Source organism: Lysinibacillus agricola (assembly GCF_016638705.1).
Lineage (GTDB): Bacteria > Bacillota > Bacilli > Bacillales_A > Planococcaceae > Lysinibacillus > Lysinibacillus agricola.
On record NZ_CP067341.1, the window covers coordinates 4,091,205 to 4,106,761 of the forward strand.

At 37.1% G+C, this 15,557-nt stretch carries 18 protein-coding genes; all 18 read right to left on the reverse strand.

Features of this window, described 5'->3' with window-relative positions; genetic code table 11:
* Window positions 1-7: 7 nt before the first annotated feature.
* The 18 genes from FJQ98_RS20400 to FJQ98_RS20485 all read right to left on the reverse strand — a co-directional run bounded on the left by FJQ98_RS20400 (window position 8) and on the right by FJQ98_RS20485 (window position 15,547).
* On the reverse strand, window positions 8-790 hold the full coding sequence (locus tag FJQ98_RS20400; protein ID WP_082340245.1) for a GH25 family lysozyme: 783 nt from the start codon (window positions 788-790) through the stop codon (window positions 8-10).
* On the reverse strand, window positions 791-1,051 hold the full coding sequence (locus tag FJQ98_RS20405) for a phage holin (RefSeq protein WP_053596131.1): 261 nt from the start codon (window positions 1,049-1,051) through the stop codon (window positions 791-793).
* Window positions 1,041-1,331 (reverse strand): hypothetical protein, encoded by a 291-nt coding sequence (locus tag FJQ98_RS20410; protein WP_053596130.1) that lies wholly within the window; start codon window positions 1,329-1,331, stop codon window positions 1,041-1,043. Before FJQ98_RS20410 ends, FJQ98_RS20405 begins: the two co-directional genes overlap by 11 nt.
* 89 nt (window positions 1,332-1,420) lie before the next feature.
* A complete protein-coding gene (locus FJQ98_RS20415) occupies window positions 1,421-1,612 on the reverse strand; it encodes a DUF4177 domain-containing protein (RefSeq protein ID WP_053596129.1) in 192 nt (63 codons plus the stop codon).
* 150 nt (window positions 1,613-1,762) lie between these two features.
* A complete protein-coding gene (locus FJQ98_RS20420; RefSeq protein WP_143114943.1) occupies window positions 1,763-2,899 on the reverse strand; it encodes a hypothetical protein in 1,137 nt (378 codons plus the stop codon).
* Between the two features lie 14 nt (window positions 2,900-2,913).
* Window positions 2,914-3,453 (reverse strand): hypothetical protein, encoded by a 540-nt coding sequence (locus tag FJQ98_RS20425; protein ID WP_053596127.1) that lies wholly within the window; start codon window positions 3,451-3,453, stop codon window positions 2,914-2,916.
* A 4-nt stretch (window positions 3,454-3,457) separates the two neighbouring features.
* Complete coding sequence (locus FJQ98_RS20430; RefSeq protein WP_053596126.1) at window positions 3,458-4,672, reverse strand: hypothetical protein; 1,215 nt, start codon at window positions 4,670-4,672, stop codon at window positions 3,458-3,460.
* Window positions 4,665-6,971 (reverse strand): phage tail family protein, encoded by a 2,307-nt coding sequence (locus FJQ98_RS20435; protein WP_053596125.1) that lies wholly within the window; start codon window positions 6,969-6,971, stop codon window positions 4,665-4,667. Before FJQ98_RS20435 ends, FJQ98_RS20430 begins: the two co-directional genes overlap by 8 nt.
* Window positions 6,968-7,360: a distal tail protein Dit gene (locus tag FJQ98_RS20440; RefSeq protein ID WP_053596124.1), complete on the reverse strand. Its 393-nt coding sequence runs from the start codon at window positions 7,358-7,360 to the stop codon at window positions 6,968-6,970. Before FJQ98_RS20440 ends, FJQ98_RS20435 begins: the two co-directional genes overlap by 4 nt.
* 1 nt (window position 7,361) lies before the next feature.
* The gene (locus FJQ98_RS20445) at window positions 7,362-11,339 is read right to left on the reverse strand and encodes a hypothetical protein (protein WP_053596123.1); all 3,978 of its coding nucleotides are present in this window, start codon (window positions 11,337-11,339) and stop codon (window positions 7,362-7,364) included.
* A gap of 159 nt (window positions 11,340-11,498) precedes the next feature.
* Window positions 11,499-11,969, reverse strand: coding sequence for a hypothetical protein (locus FJQ98_RS20450; protein WP_075807306.1), 471 nt, complete (start codon window positions 11,967-11,969; stop codon window positions 11,499-11,501).
* A 327-nt stretch (window positions 11,970-12,296) separates the two neighbouring features.
* A complete protein-coding gene (locus FJQ98_RS20455) occupies window positions 12,297-12,875 on the reverse strand; it encodes a hypothetical protein (protein WP_053596121.1) in 579 nt (192 codons plus the stop codon).
* A 327-nt stretch (window positions 12,876-13,202) separates the two neighbouring features.
* Window positions 13,203-13,796, reverse strand: a complete 594-nt coding sequence (locus FJQ98_RS20460) for a hypothetical protein (protein ID WP_053596120.1) — start codon at window positions 13,794-13,796, stop codon at window positions 13,203-13,205.
* Complete coding sequence (locus FJQ98_RS20465) at window positions 13,796-14,209, reverse strand: hypothetical protein (protein ID WP_053596119.1); 414 nt, start codon at window positions 14,207-14,209, stop codon at window positions 13,796-13,798. Before FJQ98_RS20465 ends, FJQ98_RS20460 begins: the two co-directional genes overlap by 1 nt.
* Window positions 14,206-14,607: a hypothetical protein gene (locus FJQ98_RS20470; RefSeq protein ID WP_053596118.1), complete on the reverse strand. Its 402-nt coding sequence runs from the start codon at window positions 14,605-14,607 to the stop codon at window positions 14,206-14,208. The genes FJQ98_RS20465 and FJQ98_RS20470 overlap by 4 nt, the downstream gene beginning before the upstream one ends.
* Window positions 14,570-14,953 carry a hypothetical protein gene (locus FJQ98_RS20475; RefSeq protein WP_053596117.1) on the reverse strand — a complete coding sequence of 128 codons (384 nt, stop codon included), beginning with the start codon at window positions 14,951-14,953 and terminating at the stop codon, window positions 14,570-14,572. The genes FJQ98_RS20470 and FJQ98_RS20475 overlap by 38 nt, the downstream gene beginning before the upstream one ends.
* Window positions 14,931-15,227: a phage head-tail connector protein gene (locus tag FJQ98_RS20480; RefSeq protein ID WP_053596116.1), complete on the reverse strand. Its 297-nt coding sequence runs from the start codon at window positions 15,225-15,227 to the stop codon at window positions 14,931-14,933. Before FJQ98_RS20480 ends, FJQ98_RS20475 begins: the two co-directional genes overlap by 23 nt.
* Before the next feature lie 2 nt (window positions 15,228-15,229).
* Window positions 15,230-15,547, reverse strand: coding sequence for a hypothetical protein (locus FJQ98_RS20485; RefSeq protein WP_053596115.1), 318 nt, complete (start codon window positions 15,545-15,547; stop codon window positions 15,230-15,232).
* Between the last annotated feature and the right edge of the window lie 10 nt (window positions 15,548-15,557).

The following is a 15,557-nucleotide window of genomic DNA, read 5'->3' on the forward strand; positions in this document are numbered from 1 at the left end:
TTTATTTCTATTTACTACGTTGTGCAATGATAAGTTTCAAACCTTCATAATCTCCGACCGTCATAGTTCCAGAATCAAATTTCTCTAACCATGACTTATCAATCAACTTTTTGTCTACTGTTTGTTTAATGTGGTCACGTACTGCAGCCTCTGTTGTCTCATTCGAAAATTTCATTGTATCATCATCCTTTTCATTTTTATTGGTAAACCAAGATAACCGCTTAGAACCGTTAAGAACATTCAAATCCACATTACCTTTTATGCCTGTAACTGCCCCACTTTCAGTGTATTGCCATAAATCACAAGCATAGTTAGGCTTTAACCCTTGTGCGCTAGTACCGCTATATCTCGGAACCCATAGGAAATCATAGTTTTTAACAGTATCCATTTTGTAAGGCTTGTAGAAGTGGTGTCCTGTATATAGCCCTACTTTGACGCCTTTGTCTTTTAAGTAATCCACGAATGCTTGTGTGCCCTGCACTATGTTTTGCACGTTTGCCCCAAAGCTTTCTTCGACATCCACAACGTAAAACAATGGATTGTAACCTTTTGCACGTTCGTAGAAATCTTTTGCTTGCGCCAATGCCTCGGTCTTATTTTTGAACGTTACATAAATGTATACACCGAATGGCACGTTGTATTTTTTACAACCTTCGATATTTTGAACATACTTACGGTCGATTGTACTTGTACCATATTGAGTACGGATGATAGCTAGGTCAACTTCTTTACTTGCTTTTGACCAATCAATATCTCCTTGATGATGCGATATATCAATAATTTTACCCATTCAATTCTCATCCTTTCTTGGAGCGCCATAATTGAGCGCTTGTGAACTGTCGGATGCACCTGAAGTTGTTGGGTCGATGATAATACCAAGCAAACCTAAAATGCTTAGAACTGTCTCTGAAATAGCTGTAACTTGGTCGTTGTAAATTGTAATATCGATATTAAAAATGCCCGCTATTTGATTCGCAAGCACAAGTAGTAATGCAATTAATGACACCCAAAACTGTTTGTGTTGTAAACGTACTTTCCAATTAATCTTCATGCTGTACACTCTCCTTTTTATTCTTTTGAATACCTGCAACTTTTTCTAACACAACGATTCGCACTTCATGATTATTGATGCGCTTTGCAGATTCTTTTGAGGTTTCGTCAACCTCATTTAAATGTTGATTTAATCTTTCTATGCCATTAGTTAAACTAAGTAGCGTTTTATTTAGATTGTTTGTAATGCGCCAAATGAATAAAAGTCCTGCAATTAATGCTGATACAATCGGTAACCAATTGTTAATTGTTTCGACCACTGATCTCACCTTCATTTCCAATATAAAAGCCCTCCACAGATGATTGTGGAAGGCATATTCCTAAAAACATTTGAATATTAAAAAGCACCCTCGATTGAGAGTGCCAAGAATTATTCTTTATGTCTTTTGAAAAACAATTTGATATTTGTGTCGTTCTTTGATTCTTCCTGTATTGCAGAAACTAATTCCCACCCATCAGAACCGTTTTCGTTTAGAAGATTAATTAATGATTCATCAACATTCGGAATCTGACGATCATTTACTTTCGGTATAAAGGTAAAAACTTTATATTCCCAATTCATATAATTCCTCCTTTCGTCTTTACCATAATTCGACAAAAGGAAAGTATTCCCTGCTATTTTAGACATAAAAAATAACGCTAGCTTATGCTGCGTTTCTCTTAAATCATATTAATATTCTCACTCTGGGAAAGTACATTATACTTACCGCCTTTAATTTAGTGGCGGAATAAATTCATACGTGATCTTCATAACCTGTTTATCAGTCTTTGTAATTGGATTAGCTAACAGTGCGCGAGAACCGAACATACTCATCTTTCTATGCATGTACCCAGAAGAGAATAACCAACCATCATGAATTAATAGAACGTTATTTTCAGTCATTCTCCAAGCCTTAGCACCTTTAACGAACCAACTCCCCATAATCATACCATCTTCAAAGTAACTAAGTTGGCCTTTACTGTATGATGGATCAGTAGTTAGAATAGGCTCTCGGCGTAATTCATTAAATGTCTGATCAAAGTACATTAATTCACGCGCAGATGAAGGATAGTTTGCAACTACAAATTCTTGAGTTTTTTCATTATAAAGTATACCTCCGGTGTAGCCATTACCAAAGTCTTTAACTTTAGTTATTTTTCCTGGACTGTCAAGGCTGGCCTTTATTATTGTGTAAGTTGATTTGTCGCATATAAAGTAGATAAAGCCATCTACGATACAGCTTTGTTTAATATCAGAATAGTTTGAGAAACCTTCCCAAGGAAACTTACCTAGCAGTACCCAATCGTCAGAGTATACATATACACCTGAAGATTTTGCAACGTAGTACTTATTTTCTGAATGTGACACGGCATATGCTCCTGATAAAGGTGCAAACCCCTTATTGTTAGTGTAAGGTGCCCTACCGTCTGGTGGGCCAAAATAGACACTTTTAATTTCACCATTAGCGGCATTAGTAGGGAAATCAAATACAAGTTTTACATACCCCCAACGGTTAACTGTTTCTGCTATATTAACTGTACCTCTTAGAGGATCAGCGCCTGTAAATACCTCAGAAGATGACGCCCATCCAATAGTGTTACCATTAATAAGCCACTCTTTAGACGGATCCTCTGGATGCGCTGCGTCAGTTAGGATTATTCGACCAAACATATCGTAGTATTGATATAGTACCTCTTGCGAATCTACTGCTCTACGATAAGTGAAGATGTTATTAATAGCTGCTGCGAACAAAGTTGTAAGTACATCGTTTGCAATAAAGTTATGCTGCCCGATTTCCTGTACTAATTCACCAGTAGAAGCGTCAACTAATTCTATCTTAAGTTGTCCTTTTGCATGCAATGCAGGCAAGTCAATTTTCTCTATCATAGCTTATCCTCCAATACAATGCCGTGTGATGTAATAACTTGACGTGGTTCATTAGTGACCTTCTCTGTCTTCATAGCAGGTCCTAAAGGAACGCCACTAGCTCCGCCTGAACCACCACCATTTATAACAGCGTTTGCTACAACTTTATTCCAGTCATCTTCAGTTCCTTTGAAGCCAGCAGCAACAGCAGCAGGATAAGAATTGTCACCCTTAAGTGAATTTAGCCATTCTTGCTCAGTGCCTACAAAGCCATTCTTAACCGCAACTTGGTAAGCTGAATCCCCAGGATTCCCTTTCGGACCTGGTGGACCTTGCTCTCCACTACCACCTGAAGTTGTTTGAGGGACAAACTTCTCACCATCCCAATATTGCGGTATGACTGCGCCAACTGCATCACGGATTAGCTTCTTTTTTGTAAAATCAATATCTTCGCCACCTGGTACTATAAAAACTTCCTTTACATCATCCCAACCCTGACTAGGTATAGGGCTTCCCAATGCATCACGGATTAACTTTTCTTGATTAATTTTCGTCATATTATCACCTTCTGTAGTTTGCTAATGGCATCCGTTTGCACTTCACGCTTTTTCTTATTGGTGAAAAACGTAATCTTGGATACTCGCCTTCTTTGATTTTCCACACATTTTCAAAATCCCAACCTATATAATTCTCCTGTGTTTTCATTTGTGCTGTAGTGCGAGCTTCTGGAAACTTAGGATTCCCTAATATAGGTTCCCAATAGTTTTCCCACAATTCCCCTGAAATTGGTTTAGCTCTATAAAAAGGAGGATACCGTTCTGGAGGTTCTGTCCAATCATCTCCCCAATAGTTATAATCTTGATCACCTTGAGTTTTAATACATACATAGATATTCTCGTCTGTCCCTTTGACCAAGGCACCTCCACCATAATCGTTATACCAAACATCATCTTCCCAACTGTAATTAATTAGAGTTTCAGCATCGCCATAACAGGATGTCATCTCATTCGAATCGTTAGATGCTAATAAAAATAACATCCCAATACTCCACTTATCAGTTATTAAATTAGTCATATCACCAGTAATTAAACCAGCAGCATAGCAATTTTTATATTTACTTTCAGATAGATAAGAATTCCCACTAAAAATACCACCTCGCAAGTAAGTGGTATCCGGTGTCAAAAGTAATTTAGTTACAGTACCTGTAGCAGAGCAATTTTCATAGTTAGTACGAGCACAACTTCCACAAAAACAGCCGACATTGTAATAACCACTCACATTCGCATTAACTACTTCCATTTTCTTTATATTAGCTCCTTGTACATTGCCAAATGCTCCGCCAATTGTACCTCCATTAGTATCATTTACATCAGGCTCACTAATGGATATATTTTCAACATTTGCATTCCGTAGTACTAATCCAACTAGTGATCCACAAGATGCATTTTCTTTATTATTTAATACTGTAGGTGTAATTAATCGCAAATTTTTGATAGTGCCACTACCATCAAGTAAACCAAACAAACCAGCCTGAGAATGTTCTTCATTCACAATATTCAATCCATTAATATCAAAATTCCCACCATCATATGTCCCCCAAAATGGCGGCGTTGAACTGCCATTGCATATAGGGTCCCATGTACTGCTTATTGTTATATGTTCATTTTGCTTATAATGAAATTTTCCATCTAAATTTTTTTTATCAATGTCCCGCAAATCTTGTTCAGTTTTAATTAAAAATGGGTCATCTTTTGTACCAGTTCCACCACTAAACATAATCCCCCTCTCCTTCTTCTTCCTCTGTCCCCTCTTGACACACGGCTTGTACACTTATATCTACATTTCCACTTTTCAGTCCTTTTAATTTAATTTTTACTCCTATATATTTATCTTCTGCATCATCTTTATTTAATTCCCATAGTGCTACTATTGGCTCTGTTTGTTCTACCTGGCCAATCCCCGTAGTCACACTAATTACTTCATCATAGGAAGTTGTAAAAAGAAAATCAGCCCCTTCACTACCTACTGATACAGTTTCCGACTCTAAATAATATGTTGGTCCAAGTAAACCAGGGTCAACAATCTCATCATTTTGTGCTGTAAATCTAATAGCATACCAAGCTTGCCTGTGCTTTGATGAGTCAAATTCTGATGGTGGTTTTTCAAGAATGCTAATAACAATGTACATCACATTTTTGCGTGGGAAAGTCCAGTCCTTTATACCCTCGTATGATCTGTTAGTTCTTATACCTTTACTGCTGTAAGTACGTATACCAACATAATAAGAACGATATTTTCTTAATAACGTCAAGCGTAATCCGTTGTGTTCGAGTAATGCTGTATAAAATATTTCTGCTTGGATGGCATTTAATGAAGGACTAGCAGGTACTGACACATCATTTAATTGCAAACAATTTACTTCTCCAATACGTAACTCGTACAGAGGTTCAAATGGTATCTTTTCGAAAGCAACGCCATACACCACATTCTTATGAACAGTTGGATCAAATTCTGAATTTGGAACTTCTGAAACAGAAACTACTAAGTATTCTGCATCATCACGCGGCAGTTTCCAATTGGGCAACTGATCTCTTATCGTTTCGTAATCGTACACAAATGGGGCACCATCAGAGCTGAACGTCACAATAGTTATTTTATAATTACTAAATTCACGCCTTAATGATAATTTAATACCTCCGTACTCTTGCATCAGATGATAGTTTAACTTGACAGAAAAATCATCAAGCTCTAGATTTTCACCTTCTGTGTCAATTAACAAGCTACTGTTGCCTAACATGTTGTTCTTACCAATTTTAAATTCACGTAACGGGTCAATATAAACTTTATTGAATTTCACTGCATAATCTCTTACTTTGTGAATCTCTGGATTAAGTTGTTCGAGAGGCACTTCACTTATGGTAATACTGATTGCTTGCATTTTAGGTTTTGGAAATGTCCAGTTACTCATGACGTCAGCTATTTTCTCAAGTTTGTATTCTTCATATTGATTGTCCTCATACCACTCACTGATGTACACGTGGTACCTACTGTATTGGGGCTTAACCTTTAAAGACATACCTTTTAGTTCACCTTGGATATAATAATCAATAGAGGTAGATATATTGTCAGGTAAGATTTCTTCCTCGCCAAGTTCGATTCCATCAAGAGCCATACAATTGATCTTGCCCATTTGCCAGCTCTGCAAAAAGTAATTTAAGGTAGGGTCTTCTTTCTCTTCATATCCCTTATCTTCATTCATGATATTCACAATATCACGTATAACCTGCCCTACATCCAACTTCGGTACTTCTTTAAATAAAGGATTATAACGTTTACCTACGATACGTTCCGTTGCATCAATGGCTAAATCTGTATCAATCATGCGAACGGTATCCCCTAGCTCAGCTGAAGCGATTTCTTGCTGTTGAGAGCCAGACATTTTACTAAAATCGATAATGTCTACTTCATGTGCATATTCAAACGAAAAGTTTTCATCTAAATCAATTTTTTGAGTAATCGATTGAATGTTTTTCCCAACCTCTAACATAAGGTCATTATTGGCACCACGTCTGTTATGAATCGTAATGACAAACTTGTTATATTCAACTTCTAACCCATTTTGGCGTGCAAATTCATTAATGCGACTCCTACCACCTTTAGCGCTTGGCCTATAGTAATAATAACCGCCTGCTAAATCAATAATCTGAAATCCGTTCATTCCCCAGCATTGCGAAATGATACTCCGTGGTGAACCCTCATAAAATTCTTCTTCATCTTCTGCTACAAAGGGCGCTTCCGATGGATTATTTAATACATAACTTACATGCTCAAGCATCAGCTTAATTGCTTTACTTCGATCACGCTGCTTGTCTACCCCAGCAATAATAAAATAATCCCCATCCATTTCCACTAAATTAGGATAGTGTAAAAAGGAGGGGAATATATTTTCAGCCATTTGTATGTCAGCAGTGTATTGGTCATTGATGACTTCATAAATCTCTGCGTTAATAACATTTTCAAGCGTACCGATAAGCGATAGATTGCTATGATTTAAAACCTTAATATCGTAACTCATACAGCCACCATATCAGGTGAACAACGGAACGTTGCCCAAAATAACCCGTCATCCACGATACGCTCAAAATCTTCACTAGAAATAAACTTGGCCATGTATGCCCACTTTGAATCTTCATCAAAAATTAATCGCTCTTTCTGTGATGATTTAAAATAACCACGCAAAGCCCGACAAGCATCATAATAGGTTTGACCTGGCAACGGTGTAAGTAGGAATTGTATGCGAATTTCAATATCACTTTCACTATTATCAGTTACCACTACACTGCCACTAACCTCTGGTAATTTTATAAATGAATCACTAAATTCACCAAAAAGGGGCCTTTCGGTGTCCATAACCTCAAGCCCAAATTGTGAACAGTGTATTCCTTTAAATGTGATGTCACACATACTATTTCCCCCTTCGATCACGTTGCTGCTGCTCATAAATTTGACGTGTAATTTTCTTAACATCAGCTTCTTCGCGAATAATAAATTGTGCGCCTTCTAACATGCGTTCATAATTATTGTGAATTACTTGCGGTTCTTGTTGTCCTCCACCAGATGCATCAAATATGGCTTTACCAATTGCACCTAACACTCGCTCATTAAGAGGTAAAATGGCTTCTGGACCAGCTTCTCCTACCCCGTGCAATCCATTTCCTGTATTAAACAACGTTGGCTTATTAAATACGCCACCTTTTGCATGCCATTGAATATCGATTTTAGGAAGCCCTTCGCCGAACCAATCTAACGGATTGATAGAGCCCTTAATACTAAATTTCGGCACTTTAAGTTTCGGCCAATTAAAATCGAATTTAAAGAATCCTTTTATAGCATCTATTGCTTTTTTAACGGCATCCTTTGCTTTGTTTATTGGTGTCTTAATGGCTGAATAAATAGAATCCCATTTTTCTTTAACCTTCCCAAGCAAATCACCGAATGAAAAGAATCCTTTGATTTTGTCGACAACAGTCTTGGCTATATCAGAAATTTTTGACCAGATATTCGAAAAGAAGTTGGAGACACCCGTAAAAATTTCAACTGTCTTACTTTTTATTGTGTCCCAGTTTTCGACAATCGTTTTTACTAATATGCCAACTGGTCCAGTAACGACAGCAAGGATAGTTTTCCAATTTCCCCTCATGAAGTCGGCTATAACGCCACCAGCTGTTTTGAAAATACCAACAATAGAATCCCATAAATCGGTGAAGAATTCTGCTATAGAATCCCAGTTTTCAATAATTAACGGAACGGCTATGGTTAACGCAGTGACCGCGATCCCAATTGGGCCTGTTAAAGCACCAAAAGCAATTCTTAAAGCTGGTAAGATTTTCGAGGCTAGATTCGTAATGACCGGAATGAGCTTATCTAAAATCGAAGCAAATCCAGCACCACCCTTACCACCACCAAATAAGGTGGTTATGGTGTATATCGCTGGACTGAGTGCGGTGAATGCCCCGACTAATGTTCCAATAGCACCAACAACAGCTACAATTATTGATGTTAAACCAGAATGCTCTTTTGCAAAACTAGCAATACCCGATACTACTTCAGCAATAACACCTAGCAACGGATCAAGTGCTTTTTTTACATCCGTGGCTGCTTGTCTCAACTCTGTCATTGGATCAGTATTTAGTTCTTTAGTTTTGTCATTGACATCCTTTTGACCTTTAGCAACTTCTTGTTGACTAACGTATATACCTTTTAATATCTTGGGAATCTTATCTCCTTGGTCCTCATACATCGTCCCAAAAAGCTCTACACCAATTGTCTCGCGTAGTGTTGCATCTTCAATAGTATCTAACCAAGCAGCCATTTCGGTGAATGCTTTTGCACCCTCTTCTCCGCCTTTAGCTATCGCTTTGCCGAATCCTTCTAACTTAGTAAATAAGGCTTGTACAGCGGCACTGTCAGGTGGGTCTTTCGCTATCGCTAACTTTTCGGCATTCATGGCTTTAAATGAATCTAATTCAGCTTTGTGCGCTTCTCTTACAGCATCCATTTCATCAGACAGCCGTTCATTTAAAGCTTGTTTACGATTGTTTTGTTCTTCTTTAAGTGCCGATAACTTTGCTTGACTCACTTCTCGTAACGCATCAATCTGTGCCTTATTAGATTCACTAAGCACCTTTAATTCCTCTTGTTTGCGTTGTTGAAAAGCTTCTTTTTGAGCGTTATGTCGTTCTTGTAAGGCTGCTTTTTCAGCTGCTTGCATTTCTTTTAATGCATTTTTCCGCTCATCAAATCCACTTTTTAACGTTTCTTTTTCGTTTGCAATTTGCTCTGAAAGTTGTTCTTTTCGAGTCTCAGTCTCAGTTTTAAGCGCTTCTTTTTTAGAATCCGATGCTTCTTTTACCGAATCCTTTTGACCTTTCAAAACTTCAATTTGTTCTTTGCGATCTTCTCTGATTTTTTCAAGACGTAACTGTTCTTCAAAATTGCGTAATTCTCGCATTGCATTCTGCCGATCAGCGTTCGTTTTCGCATTATTTACACGTAAGTTTAGTTCAGCACGTTTCTGTGCGTTCTCTTGTTTCTTAATGGCTTTATCTTCAGCTTCGGTTTTAGCATTTAATGAATCTATTTTATTGTCTAAGGCTTTTAACTGATTATATTTTTCTTCATCAATGAGCTTCATACGCTCTTTGTACTCTTTGTCTATGAGCTTTATTTTTGCTTGAGAGTTTTTCTCAAAAATTTTCAGCTCTTCTTGTTGCGCCTTTTCTAACTGACGTAACTGTTCTTGCTGATTTTTAGTTAATGTCTCAGTTTCAGCAGTTAATCTTTTTTCCAATGCTTTTTGTTGCCGTTCATAGCTTTTAACCGTAGCATCATAATTAGCACTTAATTTTTTTTCGAGTGCTTTCTGTTGTTGGTCATAACTCTTAGATACAGCGTCATACTCTCTTTGAAGCAGTTTATCTAAAGATTTTTGTTGTTGAGCATGGCCCTTGGAGATGGACTTCTCTCGATTACTTAGCGATTTTGCTAAGGCATCTTCTTGTTTAGAAAAGTTGGCTTCCATCGCGGAAAGTTGTTCATCTGACATTTTTTGCGTATCCCCAACAACATCACGAATGGCATCCTTCATGGATTCACTCAAACCGCGTCCCATTTCAACAGCACGAATACGACCTTCTTTTAAACCATCTAAAAGGTTATCGATGTTCCAAGATTTTGATAAAGCTGCATTCGCTAAAATTGTTTGGATCTCCTGAGCATTGTAGCCCGCCCGTTTTAGCTGTCCGCCATATTCGCTGATAATATCTAATTGTTCTGGAGGAAATCCGATATCAAGTAAACTATTAACCAATTCAATAGCTTCTATATTGGAAATACCAAGTGCGTCACCAATTTCGTTTGTTTCTTGGATCAATTCTGTGAAATCGATACTAGCATAAGACCTTGTTATTGTAGCAGCACCCTTAACTACTGCCATATTCGCTTCGTCAGTAGCATCAGCATTCAACGCCCATTGACGACGTACTCCTTCAAGTGCAGCCTCTTCGTCCCCTATTAGTACGGTTACATCTTTTATTGAGCTTCTTACTTTACCTAAAGATTCTTCAGGTACATTAAATGACAAATTAATCGAAGTATCGAGACTGGCACTAGATAATGCTGCCGATACTGCTGTACTTACTCCAATAGCCGCAGTCGCTGCACCTGCCATAGACTTTAAGCTATCCGCAAGACCATTCACTTCTTGTTCAGCTTCATTTGCTTCTTGTCCCAATCGAGCTAAATCTTGTCGAACTTGTTCAACAGAAGAACCGCTGTCTAACGAACGAATGGATGCTCGCAACTCTGTTATATCACGACCTGCGTTTAATGATGAGCGCGCGATTTTATCGAATGCAGTATCTAATTCTTTTGCACTGGCAGAACCATTTTGGATAGCTCTTGTTAAATCTCGCCCCAATAAATCAGAAAAATCACTAACCGATTGGCCAGTGACTGAAAATAAATTTTGTAGTTGTCGTAAAGACTCCGTTTGATCAGCTTGAGCTTGTTTAGCACGTTGTAAGGCTTGTTCTGTTCCTGTGATGGCATTTGCTGCTTGTTGTTCAGCAATTTGATTACGTTTGAGCTGTTCCTCAAGTTTTTTTGCTTCCTCTGAATTTTCACCCCATAAATTTTTTGCACGTGCTAAAGTTGCTGTGGTTTCTTCTGTTTTACGCTTTGCCACTTCATAAATTTGTTGTAAACCACTCATTTTTGCCTCTAGCTTTTCAGTCTCAGAAGCATTGTGTTTCATCTGTTCTTGTTGGAGTTTCATCTGTTGACGTAATGATGTCGTTTCTTTATTCATTTCCGTCATTGATTTATTAAATTCTTGGTTAAATGCCTTGAAGGTTATTTTGACTTCGTTATTATTGTTAGCCATATACTCACTCTCCTATCAGGCTATTACTCCACCCATCAAACGCCAGTTTATTCGCATAAATACGCTCTACTGTTGCGATTGGACCATGCCAAAAGGTTTCTGGGTCGATGCCTGCTATTAATACGTAGAGTGTGTAAAGGTCCTCCACATGCTTGATAACTAGCTTTGGTGGCGTTGTTTTTTTTTAGATTTTTTCGTTTGTTTGTGTAAAGCTTTAGCAAACTCATTCGATTCATTCAATAATCCAACAATCAAATTGGCATAAAGTTGGATTGTATCTGTCAATGGATAATGGTACATTTCTAAAAATTCATCAAAGGATAATCCAAGATTTTTATTGGCGCCAATTGCAGCTAGATAAATAACAGCAATTAATTTTTGCTCATCAAAAGCGTTCAATAACTCAAGAGAAGCTTCTTCATCAGATTGAGTAATAAGTGTTTCAAGTCCCTTTATTTTCAGTAAATCTTCAAACAAACTCGATTCTAATAGGCCTGTATCATAACCTTTTTTCACGGCAGCGTTCGTTAAAAAGGCTGGGTGTACTTTCGTGTTAACAAATCGCTTTTCAAATTCACCTTCCACTTCTACAACTTCTACTTCTTTTAACTCGACCTTTTGAATTTTCATGTGATTCTCCTCCATCTATTCAAAAATAAAAACACCTCCATATTTGGAGGCGTTGAATTGGAATAAAGTTTGATTAAAAGTAATTCTAAAAATCATTTTTTATAGTAAATGAAAAGAAAGCATATTGAATAAAGATTGGTCAACATGCTTTCTTCTTTGTTAATTTAGTATTAAGTTTTTATAAAAAAGTTTAACGATTTTTTAGTAGCTCTTCTTCAACCAAAGCATCCGTTAGTTAATTAAGAACAGCGACGCTTATTCAACAATCGCGCCTGATTGTGGAATGACCTTAGGTTAAATCTTATCTAAGGTAAATTTATGATTTTATTATATGCTGTTTTCCTCTACGAAATTAACAACAAACTCCTTAGCATCTTCAAATGTATTGTTATCAATCAAATCATAACGTATCTCGTACCATCTATCTTCAAACTGTATTTCAAATGCATACATTTCATTTTCTCCAAGTCCTTGAGAATAAAAAACAACCTTGTCCTTTACTTTGAATTCTCCATCATAATAAGGTTGTTTTTCCATCATTCCTGGGCCCATCCAAATAGTGATGACAGGTATTGCTTTGTATTGTTCATCAATAAATGCTTCAAAACCTTGTTGAACACCGCCAATATTTAATCTTTCATCCGTCTTCAAGGAGTAATCAACATATAGATTACTTAATTCGTCAGTGAATTCAAAATCACTGTTATACTTATAATGAAAGCCTGCTTTCCTTATAACATATTTAGGATGTTCGGGTATATGAACTTTGAGATTCATTCTTTCTTCCATTTGTTTTTCGATTTCTTGTTGAGGTGTCCTACTATTCTCAACACCTGTAGTTTGACATCCTGCTAGAACAATTGACAACAAAATAATGGTCGTTAATAATACGAAAACTTTTTTCATAGAAATGATTTCCCTTCTTTAATTCCCTATTCTAGTATAGTTTATAAGAATGCGTTAAAAAAGAAAATTAGCTCATACTCACTTATTAGATTATACCGAAATAATCCAAACGCTTATTAAACTATTCTGCCCCGTTAGCCATCCATGTAGCGCAAAAACCAGCGCTACACCACAGAAAATGAAAGATGATTAAGTTCTTTCATGGGAGTTTAAGTACATTTCTTCACAATCTTCACATTAAATTCAACAAATATCTAGTTGAAAATCACCTCTAACTAAAGAGATGATTGTATCAATCTTTTTTACAAAGCTACAATAAGCGTTCAATTAAGGTGTATCTGGTTCAGTTTTCTCGACTAATTTTCGTGTGAAGTTTGTATGCCAAGTTTCCGCAATTTCTGGATCTTCTAACTCAGCTGTAATCGCCTCATAGTAGAATTGGCCATTTGCATCAGCAACTGCACTAAATGCTAGTTCCAACATCGCTAACTCTTCTTGGGACGTATCAATGTTGATGGTAAAACCACCAGCATTAGATGCTTTAGGGAATGCAATTAATTTTGTGAGGTCCTCAAATTCATCTACCACATCAGCTGTAAATACAAAGTCTTTACCTAATGAATTGGAGCCATAACTATAGATACCAGGCTTTAAATCCTCATTAGATAAACCGAAATAGTCACGTAAAACTTGTACAGGTACATGGACACTAACTGTTACATTTAGCTTTATTGTCACGGTTTTTTCCGCAATTATTGCACGGCCACATTTTTTCGATAAAACGGTTGTCTCAGGTTCAGATGCGATCGTACCTACACAACCAAATTTTGTACCTGGTTCTTGTTTGCCTCCTTTCATAAATTGAATCGATGCGTTTTTGATATTCCACGCATCAAATTGCTCAATTACTTGTTTTGTCATTATAAGCCCTCCTCTATTAATTCTTCTAATGCGCCATGTAATTTCTCTAAAATTTTAGGCGTTGATTTCTGTAATGAACGATCACTAAAATGCTGTGACCAGGGATTCGAAGGTCCTCGACCTTCATCAGGGAAAACCAAGTATCCAAAACTACCTTTTTTATTGGCGGCTCCTCCCTTTGTTTTCACAACAAACCCCAAATTATGTTCCTCACTTGTTGACCAATTACTTTCTTTCGCATGTCTCTTATTGGCAACATTTGAAACGGGTAAAAGATTGGACATTTCTTTTGTAGCAATCTCAATAGCATCCGTGTGTAGAACTTTGTTAATGGCTTTCTCAGCCCGACCCGGTAACGCCTTAATTGTTTCTTCCAAAGAAGTTAAATCATCAAATTCAACTAGTGACCTCATAATTCAACACACCCAGTTACAATTCTGCGTTGATACAAAAACACAATTCTATCAACATAGTTATCCGTATCTTTTCTTTTTAATCTTTGTTTTTGGGTACGTTTCAAAGACATGCGAGGTAAGTTAGATAGTTCTGTAATAATATCAATCGTACGTTCGTCAATGTCGTCACGGTTTTCTGAATAGTAATAGATAACTACATCTTGACTGATAGACCTATTATCATCATTTTTATTCATGTCACCTGTTTCATAAACAAAGAAATGATAGTTCTTTTTCTTAAACTGAGTTTCTTCATCCTCTGCTAGATCATCCTCAAAAACAGGAATATCAAAGGTGTTTAACGCTGTAAGTAAAGCATCAATCTGTTCCTGCATCTTGATTTTCGTTTTGCTCATGTGCTCCCACCTCCTGCAAATAAAAATAAAGATACATCTTTTCACGGTCACTATCTACCTTTATGACATCGTACTCTATGCCTTCTACAATGACTTTCAATTTACTTTTATCAAATTTGCGTAATTGAGGAGGACAGAGCGTGCGAATTTTCAAGCTCAAAACAGCACTTAATACTTTTGCCGTTTCATAATCTTCATCACGACACGACATCTCTTGATAAGCAAGCCGACCTATTGGAACAAATTTTTCACCGATTCGTTTCCTCTTCGCGGACCGCCCAGTTTCCTTTGTGCCATATTGAATATAACCATCGTTTAAAACATCACGGATCTTCTTGTTCACCATCAACAGCCCTCTTCTCTAAGGCGACATGTAGTATTAGACGCTTGAGTTCATCTGCAAAGTTCTTCTCAAATTCATCCGCTGCATTATTGTAAACATAACGGCAACGCTCGAGTAGTAGCTCTGTTTCCCATTGATCCAATTCAAAAGAAAAAGCCTTACTCGTTAATTTTTCTAAGTAAGACTTTGCTCTATTAATGATACGTTCTAATTCAGCATCTTCATCATCCCAGGTAATTCGTAAACGACCTTTTAATTCTTTAAGTAATTCAGGCATGGTTATTCACCGCTTTTTAATGCATTTTCAGCTTCAATAGCTTCCTCTTTACCTTTTACTTTAGTGCCGTCAGAAAGCTCATAATAGCCTTTTCCTGTGTGCTTTGGAAACTCTGACACTTGTTCTTTTGTTTCTTCTTGTTCATTGATTAATACATCGGCAAGATAGATTTTTTTATACTCAGGATGTACACCCGTTAAAAAATACACACGTTCCTCATCAGCCATATAACCTTCAGCTGGATATGTGTCACCAGCCTTATACATATGGCCATCATGTTCAAGCGCTTTAAATGGATTTACTACTTTTGCTGTAATCATGTTCGTTTCC

What these genes read in the sequence shown, in the direction of transcription:
- FJQ98_RS20425 (WP_053596127.1), bottom strand. Translation starts at nt 3,453, where the DNA reads ATGACGAAAATTAATCAAGAAAAGTTAATCCGTGATGCATTGGGAAGC.
- FJQ98_RS20480 (WP_053596116.1), bottom strand. Translation starts at nt 15,227, where the DNA reads ATGCCTGAATTACTTAAAGAATTAAAAGGTCGTTTACGAATTACCTGG.
- FJQ98_RS20405 (WP_053596131.1), bottom strand. Translation starts at nt 1,051, where the DNA reads ATGAAGATTAATTGGAAAGTACGTTTACAACACAAACAGTTTTGGGTG.
- FJQ98_RS20450 (WP_075807306.1), bottom strand. Translation starts at nt 11,969, where the DNA reads ATGAAAATTCAAAAGGTCGAGTTAAAAGAAGTAGAAGTTGTAGAAGTG.
- FJQ98_RS20470 (WP_053596118.1), bottom strand. Translation starts at nt 14,607, where the DNA reads ATGAGCAAAACGAAAATCAAGATGCAGGAACAGATTGATGCTTTACTT.
- FJQ98_RS20445 (WP_053596123.1), bottom strand. Translation starts at nt 11,339, where the DNA reads ATGGCTAACAATAATAACGAAGTCAAAATAACCTTCAAGGCATTTAAC.
- FJQ98_RS20415 (WP_053596129.1), bottom strand. Translation starts at nt 1,612, where the DNA reads ATGAATTGGGAATATAAAGTTTTTACCTTTATACCGAAAGTAAATGAT.
- FJQ98_RS20460 (WP_053596120.1), bottom strand. Translation starts at nt 13,796, where the DNA reads ATGACAAAACAAGTAATTGAGCAATTTGATGCGTGGAATATCAAAAAC.
- FJQ98_RS20465 (WP_053596119.1), bottom strand. Translation starts at nt 14,209, where the DNA reads ATGAGGTCACTAGTTGAATTTGATGATTTAACTTCTTTGGAAGAAACA.
- FJQ98_RS20440 (WP_053596124.1), bottom strand. Translation starts at nt 7,360, where the DNA reads ATGTGTGACATCACATTTAAAGGAATACACTGTTCACAATTTGGGCTT.
- FJQ98_RS20400 (WP_082340245.1), bottom strand. Translation starts at nt 790, where the DNA reads ATGGGTAAAATTATTGATATATCGCATCATCAAGGAGATATTGATTGG.
- FJQ98_RS20485 (WP_053596115.1), bottom strand. Translation starts at nt 15,547, where the DNA reads ATGATTACAGCAAAAGTAGTAAATCCATTTAAAGCGCTTGAACATGAT.
- FJQ98_RS20430 (WP_053596126.1), bottom strand. Translation starts at nt 4,672, where the DNA reads ATGTTTAGTGGTGGAACTGGTACAAAAGATGACCCATTTTTAATTAAA.
- FJQ98_RS20435 (WP_053596125.1), bottom strand. Translation starts at nt 6,971, where the DNA reads ATGAGTTACGATATTAAGGTTTTAAATCATAGCAATCTATCGCTTATC.
- FJQ98_RS20455 (WP_053596121.1), bottom strand. Translation starts at nt 12,875, where the DNA reads ATGAAAAAAGTTTTCGTATTATTAACGACCATTATTTTGTTGTCAATT.
- FJQ98_RS20475 (WP_053596117.1), bottom strand. Translation starts at nt 14,953, where the DNA reads ATGGTGAACAAGAAGATCCGTGATGTTTTAAACGATGGTTATATTCAA.